This is a genomic window from Paenibacillus sp. FSL E2-0201, from assembly GCF_037963325.1.
Classification (GTDB): Bacteria; Bacillota; Bacilli; order Paenibacillales; family Paenibacillaceae; genus Paenibacillus_AQ.
In genome coordinates this window covers 6462386-6483422 of the sequence record NZ_CP150154.1, presented here as the reverse complement: position 1 = coordinate 6483422, position 21037 = coordinate 6462386, and the positions used below count along the sequence as shown (strand labels likewise).

General features: G+C 47.1%; 19 protein-coding genes. 13 read left to right on the top strand and 6 right to left on the bottom strand.

The genetic code is table 11. The features are described 5' to 3' along the window. Positions 1-213 precede the first annotated feature (213 nt). The 3 genes from NSU15_RS29210 to NSU15_RS29200 all read left to right on the top strand — a co-directional run bounded on the left by NSU15_RS29210 (position 214) and on the right by NSU15_RS29200 (position 4281). The gene (locus NSU15_RS29210; protein WP_339288469.1) at positions 214-1314 is read left to right on the top strand and encodes an ABC transporter substrate-binding protein; all 1101 of its coding nucleotides are present in this window, start codon (positions 214-216) and stop codon (positions 1312-1314) included. A gap of 105 nt (positions 1315-1419) precedes the next feature. Beyond that, positions 1420-2883, top strand: coding sequence for a CoA-acylating methylmalonate-semialdehyde dehydrogenase (locus tag NSU15_RS29205; RefSeq protein ID WP_339288468.1), 1464 nt, complete (start codon positions 1420-1422; stop codon positions 2881-2883). Positions 2884-2913: 30 nt separating this feature from the next. Then, entirely contained in the window at positions 2914-4281 is a 1368-nt protein-coding gene (locus NSU15_RS29200; RefSeq protein ID WP_339288466.1) for an aspartate aminotransferase family protein, read from the top strand. Here the strand turns inward: NSU15_RS29200 and NSU15_RS29195 are convergent. Beyond that, the gene (locus NSU15_RS29195; RefSeq protein ID WP_339288465.1) at positions 4247-5935 is read right to left on the bottom strand and encodes a PucR family transcriptional regulator ligand-binding domain-containing protein; all 1689 of its coding nucleotides are present in this window, start codon (positions 5933-5935) and stop codon (positions 4247-4249) included. The two genes, NSU15_RS29200 and NSU15_RS29195, sit on opposite strands and share 35 nt — an antisense overlap. 316 nt (positions 5936-6251) lie before the next feature. On the opposite strand from NSU15_RS29195, the gene NSU15_RS29190 reads away from it, so the two are divergent. From NSU15_RS29190 to NSU15_RS29175, 4 genes are read left to right on the top strand one after another with little or no spacing between them, the layout of a single operon-like run. Beyond that, positions 6252-7643 carry an NAD(P)-dependent oxidoreductase gene (locus tag NSU15_RS29190; protein WP_042131466.1) on the top strand — a complete coding sequence of 464 codons (1392 nt, stop codon included), beginning with the start codon at positions 6252-6254 and terminating at the stop codon, positions 7641-7643. A 45-nt stretch (positions 7644-7688) separates the two neighbouring features. Continuing rightward, positions 7689-8978, top strand: a complete 1290-nt coding sequence (gene preA, locus NSU15_RS29185; RefSeq protein WP_339288463.1) for an NAD-dependent dihydropyrimidine dehydrogenase subunit PreA — start codon at positions 7689-7691, stop codon at positions 8976-8978. Between the two features lie 2 nt (positions 8979-8980). Next, positions 8981-10408, top strand: a complete 1428-nt coding sequence (gene hydA / locus NSU15_RS29180) for a dihydropyrimidinase (protein WP_339288462.1) — start codon at positions 8981-8983, stop codon at positions 10406-10408. After that, entirely contained in the window at positions 10408-10659 is a 252-nt protein-coding gene (locus NSU15_RS29175; RefSeq protein WP_339288461.1) for a hypothetical protein, read from the top strand. The genes hydA and NSU15_RS29175 overlap by 1 nt, the downstream gene beginning before the upstream one ends. Positions 10660-10944: 285 nt before the next feature. On the opposite strand, the gene NSU15_RS29170 is transcribed toward NSU15_RS29175, so the two are convergent. Next, positions 10945-11469 (bottom strand): GNAT family N-acetyltransferase, encoded by a 525-nt coding sequence (locus NSU15_RS29170; RefSeq protein ID WP_339288459.1) that lies wholly within the window; start codon positions 11467-11469, stop codon positions 10945-10947. A 182-nt stretch (positions 11470-11651) separates the two neighbouring features. Between NSU15_RS29170 and NSU15_RS29165 the strand changes: the two genes are divergently transcribed. Together NSU15_RS29165 and NSU15_RS29160 are read left to right on the top strand one after the other, a co-directional pair. After that, positions 11652-12269, top strand: coding sequence for a TVP38/TMEM64 family protein (locus NSU15_RS29165; protein ID WP_042131461.1), 618 nt, complete (start codon positions 11652-11654; stop codon positions 12267-12269). Positions 12270-12313: 44 nt separating this feature from the next. Beyond that, entirely contained in the window at positions 12314-13228 is a 915-nt protein-coding gene (locus NSU15_RS29160; RefSeq protein ID WP_339291508.1) for an aldo/keto reductase, read from the top strand. Between the two features lie 8 nt (positions 13229-13236). Here NSU15_RS29160 and NSU15_RS29155 read toward each other — a convergent pair whose 3' ends face one another. From NSU15_RS29155 to NSU15_RS29140, 4 genes are all read right to left on the bottom strand, one after another. Further along, positions 13237-14748 (bottom strand): aminotransferase class V-fold PLP-dependent enzyme, encoded by a 1512-nt coding sequence (locus NSU15_RS29155; RefSeq protein ID WP_339288458.1) that lies wholly within the window; start codon positions 14746-14748, stop codon positions 13237-13239. 124 nt (positions 14749-14872) lie between these two features. Beyond that, positions 14873-15349, bottom strand: a complete 477-nt coding sequence (locus tag NSU15_RS29150; protein WP_042131456.1) for a DsrE/DsrF/DrsH-like family protein — start codon at positions 15347-15349, stop codon at positions 14873-14875. Positions 15350-15592: 243 nt separating this feature from the next. Then, positions 15593-15910, bottom strand: a complete 318-nt coding sequence (locus tag NSU15_RS29145) for a hypothetical protein (RefSeq protein ID WP_042131455.1) — start codon at positions 15908-15910, stop codon at positions 15593-15595. 54 nt (positions 15911-15964) lie between these two features. Beyond that, positions 15965-16588, bottom strand: coding sequence for a GPR1/FUN34/YaaH family transporter (locus NSU15_RS29140; RefSeq protein WP_042131454.1), 624 nt, complete (start codon positions 16586-16588; stop codon positions 15965-15967). Positions 16589-16924: 336 nt separating this feature from the next. On the opposite strand from NSU15_RS29140, the gene NSU15_RS29135 reads away from it, so the two are divergent. From NSU15_RS29135 to NSU15_RS29120, 4 genes are all read left to right on the top strand, one after another. Then, positions 16925-17842 (top strand): prenyltransferase, encoded by a 918-nt coding sequence (locus NSU15_RS29135; protein WP_076120223.1) that lies wholly within the window; start codon positions 16925-16927, stop codon positions 17840-17842. Between the two features lie 133 nt (positions 17843-17975). Further along, the gene (locus NSU15_RS29130; RefSeq protein WP_249923585.1) at positions 17976-18752 is read left to right on the top strand and encodes a DUF6081 family protein; all 777 of its coding nucleotides are present in this window, start codon (positions 17976-17978) and stop codon (positions 18750-18752) included. Positions 18753-18790: 38 nt separating this feature from the next. Beyond that, entirely contained in the window at positions 18791-19744 is a 954-nt protein-coding gene (menA, locus tag NSU15_RS29125; RefSeq protein WP_339288456.1) for a 1,4-dihydroxy-2-naphthoate polyprenyltransferase, read from the top strand. Between the two features lie 162 nt (positions 19745-19906). Beyond that, positions 19907-20902 carry a Gfo/Idh/MocA family oxidoreductase gene (locus NSU15_RS29120; RefSeq protein ID WP_339288454.1) on the top strand — a complete coding sequence of 332 codons (996 nt, stop codon included), beginning with the start codon at positions 19907-19909 and terminating at the stop codon, positions 20900-20902. The last annotated feature ends 135 nt before the right edge of the window (positions 20903-21037 follow it).

The following is a 21037-nucleotide window of genomic DNA, read 5'->3' as shown; positions in this document are numbered from 1 at the left end:
TGGGAAGGAAAAAGAGAAACCGCCCACGGCTGTATGCATAAAACGCACCACGATGATTGTCCATACTGTGCCGTCTTGAAATATAAGGAGCTATAAGTTTCACACTATACATCTTCCTTATATTTCTCGCATAAACGCTCATCGTCCTTGTAAGGACGCCGAAGGCATTTGTGCTTGTTACAAACAAAAAATACGGTAGGGGGAGTTCGATTGATGAACGGGAAAAAACGCAAATTTCGTGGTGGATTGTTGGCGGTAGTGATGATGTTGGTAGTTTCTTTAATGGCAGGGTGTGGGGGCAACAATAATAATTCGGCCACTGAGGCAACTACTGCACCTGAGGCTTCGACAGCTCCTGAGGCAAGTGCAACTACCGAACCGGCGGCTGATCCGGTTACAGTGAAATTGCAGTTGAAATGGGTGCCGCAGGCACAGTTTGCAGGGTATTTTGTGGCGCAGGATAAAGGATATTACAAGGAGGAAGGACTGGACGTAGAGATCATGCCTGGTGGCCCGGACATTGTTCCGGAGCAGCAAGTGGCAGGTGGCTCTGCGGATATCGGTGTTGGCTGGGTAGCCAGCTTGCTTCCGAGCCTTGAACAGGGGATGCCACTTGTGCAAATCGCTCAGATCTACCAAAAGAGTGGACTTGTCCTAGTCTCCAAGAAATCTGCAGGCATCAACTCCCCGGCTGATCTTAAGGGTAAGAAGGTCGGCAACTGGATGGGGGGGAACGAATTTGGATTATTGGCCCTATTCGATAAATACAAGTTCGATCCGAACAAAGATCTAAGCTTTACGAAGCAAGGGTTCACAATGGATCAGTTCTTAGGTGACCAAATCGATGCAGCCTCGGCAATGACTTACAACGAGTATCAAGTTGTGCTGGAGTCGGGCATAAAAGCGGAAGATCTGAATGTCATCGATATGAACACGGAAGGTGTTGCGATGCTTGAGGATAACTTGTTCGCCAACAAAGAATGGCTTGCGGAGAACAAAGAGACTGCGGCGAAGTTTGTTCGTGCCTCATTGAAAGGTTGGAAGGATGCCATTGCCGATCCTGCGGCGGCAGTAGACAGCGTAATGAAGCAAGCGGAAGACGGCAGTACAACGAAGGAGCATCAGTTGACGATGATGACTGAGGTTGCCAAACTGATTCTCCCTGAGGGCTTCGACAGCTCCAAGATGGGGTATACCGATGCGGTTGCATTCCAGCAAACGGCTGATATTTCGCAAAAGTTCGGTGTCATTAAAGAGCCTGCTAAAGTGGATGAAGCTTACACGAATGAAATCGTAGAAATGGCAGGAAAATAACCAGTTGAGCTCAAGTGTTATAGTAGATGACCGCCTGATTTGGCGGTCATCTATTGTAATCAGCAGTCCATCAGTGCATCTGAAACAGAGAAAGAGGTGCGAGCTATGTCTCTCCTAGTAACGCAGGTTGAAAGAGTTAAGAATTATGTGAATGGAGCTTGGGTAGAATCTTTATCCGGACTGGAAGAAGAGGTATACAATCCCGCGACTGGTGAAGTGATTGCCTATGTGCCTATATCAAGCAAAGAAGAGCTTAGTATGGCGGTCGAGGCTGCGGCTACGGCATTTCAATCGTGGAAAAGAGTCGCTGTGCCGCGTCGTGCGCGTTACTTTTTTCAATATCAACAGCTATTGGTAAAACATTGGAATGAGCTGGCGGAGCTGATTACGCTGGAGAACGGCAAGAGTCTGGAAGAAGCGCAAGGCGAGGTGCAGCGCGGCATTGAATGTGTCGAATTTGCCGCAGGCATCCCCACGTTGATGATGGGCAGCCAGCTTCCGGATATCGCTACGGGAATTGAATCCGGGATGTACCGCTATCCGCTAGGCGTTATCGGTGGGATTGCTCCTTTCAATTTTCCGATGATGGTCCCTTGCTGGATGTTCCCGCTCGCCATTGCTTGCGGCAATACCTTTGTGATGAAGCCTTCTGAGCGTACGCCGCTGCTGGTTAATCGGTTAGCTGAACTGTTTGCTGAAGCGGGCTTTCCGCCAGGCGTTCTGAATGTCGTTCATGGGGCGCATGAGGTTGTGAACGGGCTGCTGGCGCATGAAGAAGTGAAGGCGATTTCGTTCGTGGGTTCCCAGCCGGTAGCGGAATATGTGTACAAAACTGGGACGGCGCAGGGAAAGCGGGTGCAGGCACTGGCTGGAGCCAAGAATCATTCGATTGTGCTACCTGATGCGGAGCTGGGCAATGCGGTGAAGAATATTATCGCGGCAGCCTTTGGTTCTGCGGGTGAGCGGTGTATGGCTTGCTCGGTTGTGGTAGTTCATGAGGATATCGCTGAAGAACTGGTTAGTCGTCTAGTGGCAGCTTCGGATGAATTAAAGATCGGCAATGGCGCCGAGGCTGGAGTGTTTCTAGGTCCTGTGATCCGTCAATCCAATAAGGATCGAACGCTGCATTATATTGAGACTGGCGAGGCTGAACAAGCTGAGCTTGTGCGGGATGGGCGGAAAGATGCTGCGACCGGCGCTGCTGGTTATTTTATCGGACCGACAATATTTGATCATGTGCAGCCGGGAATGACCATCTGGAAGGATGAAATTTTTGCACCGGTATTGTCAGTGATCCGTGTGAAGAGTCTAAGTGAGGCTATTTCAGTAACGAATCAATCTCCGTTTGCGAACGGGGCATGTATTTACACAGATAGTGCAAAAGCGATCCGCGAGTTCCGGGAAGAAATTGATGCAGGGATGCTGGGCGTCAATCTGGGTGTGCCTGCGCCGATGGCCTTTTTCCCCTTCTCAGGTTATAAGAAATCGTTCTATGGAGACCTGCATGCCAATGGGTGTGATGGGGTGGAATTCTATACGCGCAAAAAGATGATTACTGCCCGTTATTAATGAGAATGGAAAGTTGAGAGGAGAAGAGTTATGCAGAGTCTGGGGAATGATAGCGAGCTTGTGGTGAACAAGGATCAGAAATATTTGTGGCACAATATTACACCTTATAGTGAGAAGAACCCGCCTATGATAGCCGCCTCGGCGAGTGGATCATGGATTACGGATATTCAGGGCAATCGATTTTTGGATGGAATGTCTGGTCTATGGTGCGTAAATGTTGGGTATGGCCGCAAGGAATTGGCAGAAGCTGCATACAACCAATTGCTGACCCTGCCCTATTTTCCTCTGACACAAAGTCATCTCCCAGCGATTGCGCTGGCGGAGAAGCTAAATGAGTGGCTTGGAGACGAGTACGTGATCTTCTTTTCCAATAGTGGGTCAGAGGCCAACGAGGCTGCTTTCAAAATGGCCCGCCAATATCAGCAGCAAATCGGCCAGCATTATCGCCATAAATTCATTGCGCGTTATCGTGGATATCATGGCAGTTCGCTTGGCGCGTTGTCCGCAACAGGTCAGGCGCAGCGCAAATATAAATATGAACCGCTGACGGGTGGGTTCTTACATGTAGCTCCCCCGGACAGCTACCGCCGCCCGGCAGGGATGTCTGTAGAAGAATTTAACCTCCAGTGTGCACAGTCCATTGAGGACATGATTATTTGGGAAGGTGTGGAGACGGTAGCGGCGGTAATCATGGAGCCAGTGATTACTGGTGGCGGTGTAATTGTGCCGCATCAGGTCTATCTGGATCGAGTGCAGGAAATCTGTCGTGAGCATGGAGTGCTGCTCATTATCGATGAGGTCATATGCGGATTTGGTCGTTCCGGACAGAAATTTGGACACCACAATTACAACGTGAAGCCTGATATTGTTACGATGGCTAAGGGGCTGACTAGTGCTTACCTTCCCTTGTCTGCCACTGCTGTGCGTAAAGAGATCTACGAGGCGTTCAAAGATAATAGTGATGATTACGGTCATTTTCGCCATGTGAATACCTTTGGTGGCAATCCTGCCTCTTGCGCACTGGCGCTTCGTAATCTAGAGATTATTGAGCAGGAGATGCTGGTGGAGCGTGCAGAGCTTTTGGGCAAAAGACTTAACGCTGCATTCAGCGATTTGCTGGATCACAAGCTTGTGGGTGATGTCCGCAGTTTTGGTTTGGTGACAGGGATTGAACTGGTTGAAGACAAAATTAGCAAGAAGCCGGTTGAGCTGAATATCGTTAAAGGCATCATTGCTGAATGCAAATCCAAGGGACTTATTATCGGTAAGAATGGCGATACAGTAGCCGGGTTCAATAATGTGCTTACCTTCGCTCCTCCGTTATCCTCGACGGATGAAGATGTAGCGTTCATTATCGATACGTTTAAATCTGTACTGAACGGGGGCTGGGCAAAGTAATTTTGTCCGGGTACAGGAATTGATAGGCGCGTAGAGCGACCTGAATGGAGATTCGGTTCTCTGGCTGCATGAAGTCCTCCCCTAACAACTCTGTTATTTTGTCGAGACGATAATACAGTGACTGCCTGACGATAAATAAATTTCGCGCGGCAATCTGTTTGGAACCATCGTGATCCAGATAGACACGCAGAGTGAGGAGTAGTTCACTGCCCTTAGTTTGGTCGTGGTCAATCAGCGGACCCAGATAGCTGCGGATGAAATTTTGTAATGTCTTTCCGTCATTTAGGCTAAGCAGTAGCTGGAATACGCCAAGTTCTTCGTAGAAGAGCAGTGACTTTTGGTAACAAGAGTATAACGACAAAGCCTGCAGCGCTTCTTGATATCCGGTAAAGGCTTGTTTTAGGCGCTTATGCGATTTGCTGACTCCGATGACCAGCTGTAAATCCTTTAGCTTCTCGTCGGAGCGGATGTGTTGAAGGGATTCGAGTGCTTGTTGAAGTCGCATTTTTCCAGGCATTTTCGATTGAATGTCGAGTGCGATGACGGTGAGGCGATTGTTCTTGAGTGTGATCAGCGGACGTAGGGAATATTTTTCGAAAATGGAACGCAGGATGAGCGAAAGGTGGAAGGTGATGGATTCCCATTCGTTCTCTGAGCTGTTCCATTTTACGTCTCTGGGGTTCTTGATCTCGATAAGGCATACGCGGTAAGGGAGCTCATTGACTACGTTGAAGCTCGTTCCGATCAGTCCCTTTAGGCGGTTATCATCCTCTATGCGTCCGTTGATTAGCTCGTCGACCCATAGATTTTCTGAAAAAAGCTTACGCTCCTCCATATACCGAGTACGCAGCAGCTCCTGAGCGATGGACAGAGAGGCGGAATCCAGCAGCAGGCAGTCAAATTCCTGTGGCTTGTGATTGCATACCATCAGGATGTAAGCCCAGGTCTGATCCAGTGCGCCCACAGGTTTAACGGCGATCGTCTTTTGCCCGTATTCTCGGGTGTAAGGAGCGGTGTCTGGTTGAATGCCTTCCATCTCGTCACTGAAGGCGGTGAAGAAATCCAGCAGAGGTGCTTGCTCTTCGGGAGAAAGGGCCGGGAAGAATAAGGGTTTGCCTTGCAGCTGCATATAGACGATTTGTGTGCGGGTGCTTTTGCATAATAATTGCAGCACCTTCACTGTTCCTTGTGAGGTCAATGTCAGACGGTGAAATTCACGAGAGATGCTTTCGAGTTCTTGCAGCATCCGGTGATGCCGATTGATGATGATGGAGTGGAGGTCCAGAGTGATATCTACGAAGCGGACCGTTCGGGTGAAAATGATCAGCGGGAAGTCATTTGTGTTGGCTAAGTCGATCATTTCTTGCGGGATGGTGCTGAAGTATGTGCCTAGTTCAATACATAGGCAAGCTGCATTCTTATCAATTAAATTCTGCATAAATTCCAAGGAGGAGGACAGATCGACACTTGCGCCAATCCCCGTAGTCAAAATCATTTCTTCTCCATGAATCAGGGTATCGAAATTGGCACTTTCCAGTACATGTACCCAACGAATCGCACGGCTTAAGCCGCTCTTACCGCCGATGACTTCGGCTTCTGTGAATAGTGGTCTTTTTAAAGCGTCACGAATGGTTAATACAAGCTCCCAATCCATAGTTATTCCCCCTCGCGGTTCTGTGCGCCACCCTCTGTTTAGGTCTTGCTATTCTCAGCCTGTTCTCACACGTAAAAAATAAGGTTTTGAAATTAGACAAAGTGTCTAATGCAACAAAAATTCGAAATGACTATAGTTTGATTAACGGATGTTAGTATATATAACTCGATTAGGGAGAAAATGAAGGTTTTTTTCTGTTAATGCTTATATTACTACATTAATTCTAGGATGTAAGTAAAATATTCAGACAAAAGTTGAATTAATGTTATATTATATAACACAAATAAGAAAAATTATCCATAAGGAGGGACTAGTGATGGAGCATTCTTCTCCGTTAACAGCATTTACACCTGATATGTTCATGCGCAATTTCGCCGAGGCTGAGCCGCCTCTGACCCATAAGGGTGCCATGGATGAGGCCAATCGCTGTCTATATTGCTACGATGCCCCTTGTATAAAAGCTTGTCCGACCAGTATAAATATTCCCTCTTTTATTAAACGGATCGCTACTGATAATTTGAAGGGCTCAGCACAGACGATTATGGATTCCAATCCTGTGGGTGCCAGCTGTGCTCGTGTTTGTCCTACGGATGAACTGTGCGAAGGAGCTTGTGTGTTAAATGATGCTTCGGCACCGATCCAAATTGGACTGTTGCAGCGTTATGCGACAGATTGGGCGATGAATAGCGGAGTTCAATTATTTAAAGCAGGTATTCCTAATGGAAAAAAGGTAGCTGTAATCGGCGGTGGTCCTGCCGGATTGTCAGCGGCTAGGGAGCTCGCTCGTGAAGGTTGTGCTGTAGTGATTTACGAGGCGAAAGAGCTGGCAGGTGGATTGGATACGCATGGGATTGTGTCATTTCGGCTTCCGCAGGCTATATCGCTCTGGGAAGTGGAGCAGGTAGAGAAGCTGGGTGTGGAAATACGTACAGGTGTAAAAGTTGGAGTAGATGTCTCTGTAGAAGAGTTGAAGTCGAACTATGATGCCATCGTTTTGGCAGCGGGTATGGGTTATGTACCTCCGATAGGGATTGAAGGTGAAAAATTGGCTGGCGTATATGATGCCATTGCACTTGTAGAATCGACTAAGACCGGCATCCCTCTGCTAGAGCTGATGGGTCAGCGGGTTGCTGTCATTGGTGCAGGCAATACAGCTATTGATGCAGCTACATGCTCAGTACGACTTGGAGCCGCTAATGTAAAAATGGTCTACCGCCGGACTCGTGAAGAGATTACGGCTTACGACTTTGAATATGAATTCGCGAAACAAGAAGGTGTGGAGTTTAGTTGGCTTACCTTACCAAAACGTATCGTGGGGGATGAGCTTGGGAATGTAACCGCACTGGAATGTGTGCAGATGAAGCTGACGGATGAGCTAGGCAAGGATGGACGTCCAGTGCCTATCCCTATAGCGGGTTCTGAATTCTTGATTCCTGTTGATGCGGTTGTAATTGCTATTGGTCAAAAGCGTCGCCTGGATCTAATAGATTCCTTAGGCCTTGTGCATGACCGCGGCGTTGTGAGGGTAGATGAGGCTACTTGCCAAACCTCCGATCCGCAAATTTATGCCGCTGGAGATATCATATTTGGCTCAGGTAAAGGTGAGGCGATGGTGGTATCTGCAGCGCAGCAGGGGAAGGACGCAGCCTATGCAATTGTGAAACAGTTCTCAGGCCAGCAGGAGGTTGTCGTTAGATCTGCGGGTTGAGCTTAGAAATCAAATTGGATTTTACAAGACAGGGAGGGAACATCAATGGCAGATTTAAGTATTAATCTCGCAGGAATCCAATCACCCAATCCGTTCTGGCTGGCCTCTGCGCCGCCTACGAATACAGGCTATCAAGTGCAAAGGGCCTTCGAAGCAGGTTGGGGCGGGGCAGTGTGGAAGACGCTCGGTGATCCGATTATTAATACCTCATCGCGTTTTGCGGCAGTGAATTTCAACGGGCAACGTGTTGCGGGCTTTAATAATATCGAATTGATCACCGACCGTCCGCTTGAGGTCAATCTGAAGGAAATTTATGAAACGAAGAAGAGATTTCCGAATCACGCTATTATTGCCTCCCTGATGGTAGAACCTTCGCAGTATAAGTGGCATGAGATTGTTAAGCGGGTAGAAGATGTCGGCGTAGACGGTCTGGAGCTTAACTTTGGTTGTCCACATGGGATGGCTGAGCGTGGGATGGGCGCGGCTTCGGGGCAGCAGCCTGATCTGGTGCAGGCGCAGACCACTTGGGTAAAAGAGGTGGCGACCACTCCGGTGATTGTGAAGCTGACGCCCAACATTACGGATATCACTGTCGTTGCCCGTCATGCGGTTAAGGGTGGGGCGGATGCGATTAGTATGATCAACACCATCAACAGTCTTGCAGGGGTAGATATTCATAGCTGGAATACGATTCCGAACGTTGGGGGTCAGGGTGCGCATGGCGGCTATTGCGGTCCGGCTGTGAAGCCAATTGCGCTTAGTATGGTGGCTGAGTGCGCTCGTGACCGTGGGGTAGGTATTCCTATTTCAGGCATTGGGGGGATCTCAACCTGGCAGGATGTTGTTGAATTTATGCTAATGGGCGCTACGGGCATTCAAGTGTGTACAGCGGTCATGCATCATGGCTTCCGGATTGTGGAAGAAATGATCGATGGGCTGAACAACTATTTAGATGACAAAGGGTTGGCTTCCGTAACAGAGCTAATCGGAAAATCGGTATCCAGATACTCCAACTGGGGAGATCTGGATCTCAATTATAAGGTCGTTGCACGCATTAATGAAGAGAATTGTATTAACTGTAATAAATGCCATATTGCCTGCGAGGATGCTTCACATCAATGTATTGATATGTTAACGAATGCAGATGGGAAAGCTATTCTACAGGTGCGCGAGGAAGACTGTGTAGGCTGTAATCTTTGTTCTATTGTCTGTCCAGCAGACGGGGCGATTGATATGGTTCCAGTGGACACTGGGGCTGCGCCTTTAACCTGGAATGAACGCCAGAAAGTGATCAGTAGTTTGAACGGCTCCTATTCGGAAGCGGAGGTGGTGTAAGGATGAAGAAAATTATTAAGAATGGAATCATCGTTACCGCAGCAGATACTTATACAGGCGATGTGGCTATTGAAAATGGTGTTATTACAGCGATTGGTCTCCATTTGGAGTCTCCAGGTGCGGAGATTATAGATGCCTCTGGGTGTTATGTATTTCCTGGCGGTATTGATCCGCATACGCATTTGGATATGCCTTTTGGCGGTACAGTTACAGCGGATGATTTCGAGACGGGAACCATTGCGGCTGCATATGGCGGTACGACTACAGTTATTGATTTTTGCTTAACGACCAAAGGACAACCGCTACAGCAAGCCGTAGATACATGGCATCATAAGTCGCAGGATAAAGCGGTTATTGATTATAGCTTCCACCTTATGGTTTCGGAATTAAACGATAAAGTACTGGGCGAGCTTCCGGAGATTATTGAGAATGAAGGCATTACCTCACTTAAGGTATTTATGGCATATAAGAATACTTTTCAGGCAGATGACGGCACACTTTTTAAGACGCTGCAAGCCGCGAAAAAAGAAGGTGCACTTGTGATGGTGCATGCGGAGAATGGGGATGTCATTGAATACCTGGTGGAGCAGGCTTTAGCCGCTGGAAATACCGACCCGATCTTTCATGCGCTGACCCGCCCGCCGGAGCTGGAAGGTGAAGCCACAGGACGCGCGGCTTATTTAACAGAACTGACGGATTCACAGCTGTATGTTGTACATGTGACCTGTGCGGAAGCCGCTTGGAAGATTGCTGAAGCGCGTAAAAAGGGACTGCGTGTCTACGGCGAGACTTGTCCACAGTATTTAGTGCTGGATCAGACGGCGCTGGAAAAGCCTAATTTCGAAGGCGCCAAATACGTGTGGTCTCCGCCGCTGCGTGAGCAGTGGAATCAGGATGTGCTATGGGATGCGCTGTGGAGCGGCAGCTTGCAGACAATTGGCTCGGATCAGTGCTCCTTTGATTTCAAAGGACAAAAGGATCTTGGACTTGGTGATTTCTCAAAAATCCCGAATGGTGGCCCGACCATCGAGGATCGGTTTACGATTCTCTATTCCGAAGGTGTACAGAAGGGCCGGATCTCGTTGAACAAATTCGTAGACATCATTTCGACCTCCAGTGCCAAGCTGTTTGGATTGTATCCGCAAAAAGGCACAGTAGCGGTAGGTAGCGATGCTGACTTGGTTATTTTTGATCCTTCTGTAGAAAGAACACTTTCTGCGGACACGCATCATATGAACGTCGATTATAATGCGTTTGAGGGCTTTGATGTAAAGGGAGAGCCTGTTTCCGTCCTCAGTCGAGGTGAGTTTGTAATTCGAGATAAGCAATTTGTCGGCAAGGCCGGTTCGGGAAAATATTTAAAACGCAAGCGTTTTGCAGCGGAGGCCGCTCTTCCGTCTAAGGCGGAAATTAGCGGAGGTGTAGTCTAATGTCTGCCTATGCGGAATATGCCAAAGAACAGCAAGAGATCGACGGGCTGCTCTTTAAAGGATATACAATTGCCAGTATCCAAGAGGACTTGGACGGCGCTCGAATAAAGTTTGTTAGAGGGGAACCGGCCAAGAGCTCGATAGAGCTATTGTTGCTGACGGCAGATGCCCGTAAGTATGTGACCACCGTTGTGGTTGCGGGTCTGATGGCGGCTGGTGAGCAGGCCAGTTGTTACAGTGGAGAGGTTTGAGGTGAAAGAATTGAAAGCCGAGTAGTAAGCTTCTAGATCGGGAGGCTTGGTGCACGGCTTTTTGTGTGTCCGTAGCTGATTAGCGGCGCGTAATATACTTTTTAGGGAGATTCTCCCCAAAATTAGCCGATTACGGCCCCAAACTAGATGTTTTAGGGAAAATCTCCCTAAAAATCACTAAAACAAGGCCGATTTTGTTCCAAACCGCTAAAAATTAGGGGGGGGTTCCCCAAAGTGCAATTTTTATCGTTTAAAAGACCAATAATTAGGGAGGGTTTCCCTAATCTATTTATCCTTCTGCTCACGCTCTGTACGCGTTATATACTCATGCCGTAATATGGACATGATATGCAGAGATTCAAAGCGTTCACCTACTTTTATGCAATCACGTAGAGTGCCTTCCAGTGTAAAGCCGCAGCTTTCATAGACATGCCGTGCCCTGGTGTTGTGGTCTCTAACATCTAACCATAGACGATGCGTTTCAGTGCTGCGAAAGATCCAGTCGGTCACGAGACGAAGCGACAACTTGCCATACCCAAACCCCTTGGAATGGATGACTATTCTTTTAATGCAAACGGTAAGATGGGTGTCTTGAAGCCCTGTTACGATCATATAGCCGACTCTTTTCCCTGTGCTGTCCCAAATTGTAAGGTGTAGAATATCTGGATCTTGGAGAGCTGTAGTGTGCTCCTCCTTACTCCATTGACCGATGTAGACGCGGTTTAGTTCACTTTGTTCAATGGCTAGAACGAACGCTAAATCCTGCTTAGTGGTGCGTTGTAGATCCAAGGCTTCTGAATGGAGAATCATAACCATGCGCCCCTGTCTCATATGTATTTTCTATCTATGGTAACGGATGATTAGCTTGCTGTCATTCATGTAGTTCTAGCTTGTTTTCTTTATATTGGAAGGGCTGTAGGAATGATCGAAACTTCGTGTATAATTGAGACCAGGAGTTAAGAATTCCAATCGGATGAGGAGATCAGCTGGTTATGTACTATCTTGATATTATGTCTTGGCTGACAGAGGATAATCTGCGGCATCTGCTTGAACAATATCGTTCGTTTGGGCCCTTTCCGGGCATCGCATTAACGTTTATGAAATCATTTATACCACCACTACCAACTATTGCAATCGTAGGATTAAACGGGGCTGTATATGGTTTATGGTTAGGTTTTTTGTATTCTTGGCTCGGCTTGGTTGCGGGCTGTGTGACAACATTTTGGATTATTCGCAAAGTAGCTTCGCATCGGTATCTGCGAAAATGGGCAGAACGGCCAAAGGTAGCCAAAAGTATGACATGGGTGCGGCAAAGCGGATTCAGTTATGTGTTTCTGCTTAGTATATTCCCGGTAGGGCCCTTCGTTGTAATTAATATGGCTGCTGGTCTTGCTGGGATGAGATTTCGATCGTATCTTCTTGCGCTCACTGTGGGCAAAGCGATCATGGTATTTGCGGTTTCATACATTGGCAATGACTTGGAACGCTTCATTCGCCAACCATGGGAGATCATCTATGTCTTAGTGTTTATTGGACTGTCGTTATGGGGAGTTAAAGCTATTGAGGCGCGATTCGCTAGAACGGTGCAAGATGGAAATAAGGTCGCTTAGTCCTGTGAATGAATTATTTTGATAGAACAAAGGAGGAAATGATGATGAAATATCGTAAACTTGGCAGTACAGGGATGAATGTATCGGTGATCGGCTTGGGTACTTGGCAGTTCGGTGGAGAATGGGGCAAGGATTTCACTCAAGCGGAAGTTGACGCTATGCTGGATAAGGCTGGAGAACTGGGCATTAACCTGATTGATACGGCAGAGTGTTATGGAGATCATTTGTCTGAGAAGTTCATCGGGGGCTATCTGGCTCGCCGGAAGCGTGAGGACTGGATTGTGGCTACGAAGTTCGGGCATCATTTTCAGGGTCATTTGAAGCGGGAACAGCTATGGCGTGCTGAGGATGTGCTGAAGCAGCTGGATGATTCACTGCGTGCACTCCAGACCGAGTATATCGACCTCTATCAATTCCATTCCGGAACCGATGAGCAATTCGATAATGACAAGCTGTGGAGTATGCTCGACAGACAGAAGCAGGCAGGCAAAATCCGTCACCTTGGTGTCTCGATCAGCGCATCGGGCTCGGGTGTACATCAGACCTCTGCGGCAGCGGATGTGCAGGCAGAGGCCATACAAGTAGTATATAATCGGCTGGATCGTCAACCGGAGGAAGAGATTCTTCCACTCTGCATCGAGAATCAATTAGGTGTGTTGGCGCGTGTTCCGTTAGCGAGTGGTTATTTAAGCGGCAAGTACAAGCCGGATGCGGTATTTGATCAGGGTGATGTGCGTGCTAACCATAAAGAGGATGTAAGACAAAAGCAGCTGCGGGCTGTAGCTGAAATTGCTGCCAACGAAGTGCCTTCGGGTCTCGATATGGCGCAGTGGGCTTTGGCGTGGTGCCTTCAGCATCCCGCAGTAACCAGTGTGATTCCAGGTTGTAAGAATGTAGAACAGGTCATTTCCAACGCCAGTGCTGCTGATCTGGACATGGTGAAGGATACTGCGCAATAGGTTGGAGACTATACCGAAAAAAGCGCTTTGACCTTCGCCTCAGCGGGATCCTCATTGTAGATATGGGTCCAACTGTTCGTAGAAGCATCATAAAAATAGTCCTGTTTCCATTGTTGGAAATGGATCACGATATTTCGTATAGCGGATACAATTCTCTCTACCTCCTGATTCGTCATAATGGGGTGTAGAGAGATGCGGATCCAACCCGGTCTAAGCGACTGGTCTCCTACAGTAATTGCCTTAGCGATCTGAGCAGATTGCGCCCACCCCAATTCAAGTAAGTAATGCCCATAAGGACCTGCACAAGAGCAACCACCCCGGGCTTGTATACCAAAGCGATCATTCAGTAGTTGAACTGCAAGATTATAATGAATATCACGTAGTGTAAAAGATACAATCCCATGGCGTTCTGTATGATGCCCAGCCAGTAAAGAGCACTCGGGTATGCAGCGGAGTCCGTTCATTAATTGCTGGCACAATTCGTGCTCTCTAATCGCCATGTAATGACCGTTTCCATTCATTTGGTCCTTCAGTTTCACACATAATGCCGTTCGAAAGGCTTGCAGAAACCCCGGCGTTCCCCCGTCTTCCCGCATCTCAATTTCATTGGTGTAACGGCGTCCTCCCCAAGGATTGACCCAAGCCACTGTACCTCCACCCGGTTCGTCAGGAATACGCCCATTACTTAGTGCTTCATCAAAGATTAGAACTCCGTTCGTGCCCGGTCCACCCAGAAATTTATGCGGAGAAAAAAAGATCGCATCCAGCTTCTCCAGTGGTGAGACCGGATGCATATCGATAGGCTCATAGGGAGCGCTAGCGGCAAAATCTACAAAACACAGGCCTCCGTGACGGTGCATCATCGCGGCAAGCTTTTGGTAGGGAGTCTGAATTCCGGTCACATTGGAGCAAGCCGTAAATGAACCGATTTTCCAGTGGCGATGCTGATATAACTTTAACTGCGCTTCAAGCTGCTGAAGATCTACATTCCCGTCCTCTCCGGGAGGAACAGTCACAACGTCACCAACTCCCTCCTGCCAAGGAAGAATATTGGAATGATGCTCCATATGGCTGGTGAAGATCACAGGACGCTCCTCCATCGAATGGGAACCATAGTCCTGAAGCCATTCAGGGAGCCTTAAGCCCATGATTCGCTGCAGCTTGTTTACAGCTCCCGTTGTTCCATTTCCGCAGAAGAGCAGGACGTCCTGAGGGCCGGCATTTACATGCCTTTTGATGATTTGTCGTGCTTCATGATAAGCCAGTGTCATGGTTAATCCGGTAGTGTTGGAGTCTGTATGCGGATTGCTGACATATGGACCGAAGGCTTCCTGCAGCTTCCGTTCGATCGGTTCATATAAACGTCCGCTTGCTGTCCAATCGGCATACAGCAGTGGCTGTCTACCATAGGGTGTGGTGATCTGATGCCGAATTCCGATGGTGTGCTCGCGAAAAGTCTCGAAATGGTTTTGTAGTGAAGCGGGCGTCTCTGCAGAAGAGTCGTGGATGATGTTTAGCACGGATTTCCCTCCAGCCCGTACACCGTCTATTCTAAAGTTATAGTGTGTTTTCGGCGTACCAGTAGTTTCTATGGCACCAGTATATGCTTGCTTGGAGAATTGGGTTAAAGCCTAGTGGTATCATTTAAATAAATAATTGGACGTCGCTTTCTAGTGCATCTTTTAAATACGCCGCAGCATCGATAATCTCTACCTCGGGCAGCAGTTCCTCTGTTTTAAAGCCCATGATCTCGACGGAGAGCTTGCAGGCATAGAATTTAATGTTTTTTTTACGAGCCCCTTTCAGAAAATGAATCAGCTTCGGCGCGCCTTGCTCCTCCATCATTTCTTCTAACATCATTCGGCCCAGCCCGCTGAAGTTCAAATGGGAGAGAGGTAGCTGTCCAGGCCCCTTTGGCGTAATAACATCCATCAGCTTCTCATAAATACTCTTATCCTCGAGTGTCATTTTTTCCGGATCACGCACCAGAAACAGGCCCCAGAAAGAGAAAAACATCGTAACCTCGACATCAATATCTCGCGCGGCATTCGCTAGGATCAGTCCCGCCATGGCTTTGTCATACTCTCCGCTAAACATCAGCAGATTGATTTTTTTACTCACCTGCATAGTCCTCCCGTTACTTATTTTGAATTATAAGAAAGTATAAGTTTCACGATATACGGTTTTCTTATAATTCTCGCATAAACGCTTACCGTCCTTAAGAGGACGCCGAAGGCGTTATAGCTTGGAATGTCATTAGTATGGTTATGGTGGGGAGAAGTATGCGAAGCGACCTTCCGAATTCACAAAAAAAAGCCCCCTTACGGGAGCTTCATCACCTTTATTCTGTTGCCTTAGCTTCTACTAATGTACTTCAGAATCTTTAGTTTCCGGATCTAGAGTGCTGCGGATATCATGGTAACGGGCGGAAAGCCAAATGCTTCCGGTAAATAATACGATGAGTCCAAGCACGATAGAGAATCGCCAGTCGCCTGCTTTGAAGTTCAGCTGAAGTACCGTTAGTACAAGCGAAACCTGGGTCCAGACCATTGTTCTTTTGCGAAAAGCCGCAATATCTCCAGTCATCTTTGGGATATTCCGAATGATTAAATAGGCAATAACTGCGAGAATAAGCGCAAATATAGCGGTTACGGCTAATTCAGAAGAGGATAGGACATGCATGGTCTCAGGCATCCTTTCGGCTTGCAAAAGTTAGGGTTCAAAAAAGGTGAATTACTATTTCTTGAAGATACCTAGCGGAGCTCCGATCGGTAAGAAAGTGCGTCCAAAATGAGCGTTTAGCACAGAAGCGCCACATCCGTATAAGGACACGACACCAATTCCAAGTTCGGCACAAGCAGCAAGCTTATGGAAGAACTCAGGAGCAATGCCGAAGGAATCAAAAGTGAGTCCAAGAAAGAGGAAATCTATCAATACAAAAATGATAAGCAAAACTCTATTAGCCTCAACCGCGCCAATGGTCATAAAGATCGTGAAGATCAAGTAACCCAGAAATACAAATCCGAGCTGCTTAGGATCTACAGCCTCTGCAAGCGTTGGGCCGAATACGCCGAGCTTGATTAGCCAGCTGCTAGCCATGCCGAACCAAAAGAAAGCGTAGGCGCCAAAAGCGGTCATACCAAAGGTGTTGTTGTGCTTAGCATCTTGAATTGCGGCAAATAGTTGAGCGAATGCTCCCAGGAAGATAGCCCAAGGAATGACGTAGCTAAGTCCTGTTGTAAGTTCAAGCTTCTGTGAAGAAGCAACCAATGTGACAATAGCCAGTCCGAAAAGCCCGATGGCGCTAGGGTCTGCGGTGACGATTTTGACAGATTGGGTGTTAGGGGATTGCGCTGACATGACAGTAAAAGCCTCCATTATTATATATAGTTTTACGCTCTTAAAAACAGCACTCAAAGAGCGCTGTTCATAGGCTTGCCTATCATATCATATCGGTATGTGCTTGCCTATAAAACAACACTCATTTTTTGTTGTAAAATGGTGGTCTAATGATAAATAAAGAAGTTATTGTCAGGTCCAGCTTCAATTATCAGGCTCCTAAGCCAAACAAACGGAGAAACTATGCCAAGATTAGACATTATATGCAGTGATATTCTTCACAATCTGTTGAAAATTGATGTATAATAGTCAGTGATAATTATTATCAAGTCATAAAGAAAAGGCGGTAAGCTTGAAGTGAACAAATGGACATTATTTACCAAGGCGACCCGGTTTTGGAGCTTTTCTGTTATGCTCATCCCGATTGTTTTGGGGACCGTTGGGGCATATGTATGGGAAGGGACTTTCCATCCGGTTTTATTTATTCTTACCTTAATAGGGGCGATTTCGGCGCATCTATTCTCCAATATGGTGAATGATCTGTGGGATTTCCGCAATGGAACGGATACAGAAGCAAAGAATTCCGCTGGTGAAATCAGCACAAACTCCGGGCTACTCACAGGTGGGATCCTCTCGGAGTCTTTTTATGCAAGGATGACCTGGAGTATGCTGGCTATTGCCCTAATCTGCGGTGGAATTCTAAGTATATATAGCGGTTGGAACATCCTCTGGTTTGTGCTTGTGGGTGCTTTAATTGCTTATTTCTATGTAGCCCCGCCACTGCGTTATGGATATCGCGGTAAGGGATACAGCGAGATGGCTATCTTTATAGCTTTTGGGATTATGCCTGTGTTAGGTTCCTTTTTCGTACAAACCGGTCATTTTAGTCTGAAGCCTGTAATTCTTTCATTGCCGGTTGGATTCTTGACTACATTACTGTTGTTTAATCACCATTTCCTACACTGGAAAGCAGACGAGCAGGCGGGTAAGCTTACGCTTGTTGTAGTATGGGGGGAACAAAAGGCACTTGTATTCTCACGTGTACTTCTTTTCACCGGTTACGCCTCTGTTGTGATCTGTGTACTGATGGGCGTACTTCCTGTTTATGCACTGTTGGCCTTGGTTACAGCCTTCTGGCCGATTCGTATTTATCGTGGACTGAAGCCACATAATGCTTCGCCAGCCTATATCCCGCTCATGGGTGCTTCACAAAAAGCCTCCGTTCGTTGCGGAGTAGTGATGGCAGCAGCATTACTAATTCAAGGATTATTCTGAAAATATAAGAATATATAGGTTTCACGCTATACATTATCCTTATATTTCTCGCATAAACGCTTACCGTCCATTAGGGACGCTGAAGGCGTTTTTGCTTGTACTAATAATTAACATACAGAAGGAGTGAGCTTTCATGGAAAAGAAGGACAAGGAATTAATGAAGGAAGAACAAAACGCTAAAGGCAGCCAAATGGTTCTTGGAGATTTCCACTCTATTTTAGAAGAAGGAAAGGTTTGGAAGACAGGTGGATTTACACTGCCTGATGGATCGTTCTGGGCTTATCGTGAACCGGAAGCGGTAGTTATTGTTCGTAATGACACGCTCTATGTACGCGCGAAATTATCACGTGAGAACCATCAAGTTCAAATTCTAGACAATGCTAAGCATATGTATTACTCCGCGGAGCCAGTGGTAATTCCTGAGGCGGGAGAGATCAGCTTTGAGCTGCAAATTCGCAGCCGTACACAAGGAACAGCACCTGGAGATTTGTACGACGGTTATGTATCGCTGAATCTGCTTGATTTTACGACAGGTGCGGCGCTTGACTTTTTTGCGGGAAATGATAAATACGCTAGTGTGTATGGTATTCTGCCGTTCCCGGGGGTACAAGTACCAGAGAGCACAGGCACGAAATATTTCTGCATTTTTAAAGAAGATACGGATTTCAAACCGCGTGAATTTAATACCTACCGCATTACGTACCACCGTGGCAACGATGAGGCTGTATTCTATTTGAATGGTAAAGAAGTACGCCGTGAGAAAAATATCCCGATCAAATTCAACAACTTTACAGTAGCGCTCGGAATTATGACAGAGAAGGATCTGAGTCCTGAAGGCAGCGTGTCTGTGCATGGACAAACGGTTATTGCAGAATGGTCCCCAGTGAAGATCACAACGACTGAACAGTAATGCCTTGCAGGCTCATTTGATAAATAAGGGTGTATGGTGTGAATATTAAAAGCTTTCTAAGATTTGTGGAGCTGCCGACAAAAGTAGCCAGTATGATTCCCTTTCTAATGGGAACGCTGTATGCCCTGTATCGGTTTGAGGATTTTTATGTGTTACGTTTTGCGTTGATGTTCGTTTCTTTGCTTAGTTTTGATATGGCGACAACGGCGATTAACAACTATTACGATTTCAAAAAAGCTTCCAAAACCCACGGCTATGGCTATGAGACGCATAATGCGATTGTACATTTTAAGCTAAAAGAGAGCACCGTTGTGGCGACGATTGTTATTTTGCTATTTCTGGCTGCAGGGGGCGGGATTGCGCTAGTTACGCAGACGGGTTTGCTGGTCTTTTTGCTGGGTGGGCTGTCGTTCTTAATAGGTATCCTTTATTCGTTCGGGCCGATTCCGATCTCGCGGATGCCGTTAGGTGAGCTGTTCTCAGGTTTGTTTATGGGCTTTGTCATTATTTTTATCTCTGCCTATATTCATACAGATAATCATGTGGTATCGCTGGTGCTTCAGAACGGTTGGGCCAGTCTGAATATCAACATTGTGGAAGTGTTGTACCTGTTCTGGTTCTCTGTTCCCGCCATTCTGGGGATTGCAGGGATTATGCTCGCTAATAATATTTGTGATATTGATGAAGATGTGGAGAACCGCAGGTATACGCTTCCGGTCTATATTGGCCGCCGCAATGCGCTCGTGCTGTTTAAATATCTCTACTATGTTTCTTATCTGGATCTTGTAGTGCTGCTGATCTTGGGGATTAACCCTATTCTTGTCTTGGCAATTCTACTTACACTGATTCCACTGCACCGAAATATCGATGTATTCACACGGAAGCAGGAGAAGGCGAGTACCTTTATTCTTGCCGTCAAAAATTTCGTGCTGATGAACGCGGCGCGTATTGCTGTGCTTGGTGCGGCGGTGCTGTTAAATAGGATAATGTAATTTTTGCCCTGAATTAAAAGCAGTATCCATCGGAGTCTAAGCTCCTTTGGCTGCTGCTTTTTTGCGTTGTAACAGTTCTTTTCTATTAGTGATGAGTTTCATTCTATGATAAGGTGTCTTAAAGTATAGTAACTAATCCAAGGGAAGAGGTGTGTAGCCATCATGGTACAAAAACTTCGGTGGGGAATCATAGGCTGTGCGCAGATTGCGACAGGTTCAGTGATGCCAGCTATCATGAATTCAGATTCAGGAGTGATTACAGCGGTAGCAAGTCGTGGCTTGGAAAAAAGCAGCGCTGTAGCCGCAGAGTTCGGAATAGAGAAGGCATATGGAAGTTATGAAGAGTTACTTGCGGATAAAGAAATTGATGCGGTGTATGTTCCGCTCCCTAATCATCTTCATCGAGAATGGGTGATCCGTGCGGCAGAAGCGGGTAAGCATGTGTTGTGTGAGAAACCGATCGCGCTGAACAGTGCAGAGGCCGCAGAGATGGTGAAAGCATGCAACGATGCAGGCGTTCACTTAGCAGAAGCGTACATGTATCGGCATCATCCACGGATTGCTGAACTCCAGGATATTATCGCTAGCGGTGAAATCGGAGAATTACGCTCGATTCGAGGTACATTTACTTACAATGATGCTACAGACACTTCAAATATTCGTTTTAAATCGGCTTGGGGTGGCGGCTCGCTTTATGATGTTGGTTGTTATCCGTTAAGCGCGGCGAGACTGTTGTTTGGGACGGAGCCGGAAGCTGTGACCGTGCATGCGAAGTTCTCCCCTGAGCATGATAATGTTGATATGATGGCTTCAGGGCTGGTAGAGTTTCCAAATGGTTTAAGCTTGATCTTTGATTGTGGCATGTGGGCATATAACCGTCAGCTCTTGGAGATTCTTGGGACTGAGGGGCGAATAGAGGTGCCTATGCCTTTCAACGCTAGAGACGAGGATGCGGAATTCTTTGTGTACACTGGCGATGAGGTGAGACGGGTCGATGCCACAGCGGCTAATCCTTACATTCGGCAGGTGGATGATTTTGCAGCCGCTGTGTTCACAGGTAAGAGACTCATTGCACCGGAGGATCCGGTGCTAAGTATGCGGCTGGTTGAAACCTGCCTTGCTTCAGCAAAACAACGGCAAAGAATTAGCATGCTGTAACAGCTGAATCTAATATAGATGTACGCGAAAAAACCTCCGGCTTTCTGCTATAAGCAGATAGTCGAAGGTTTTTTATATTTCTCGCATAAACGCGTACCGTCCTTTGGGGACGCCGAAGGCGTTTTTGCTTGCATG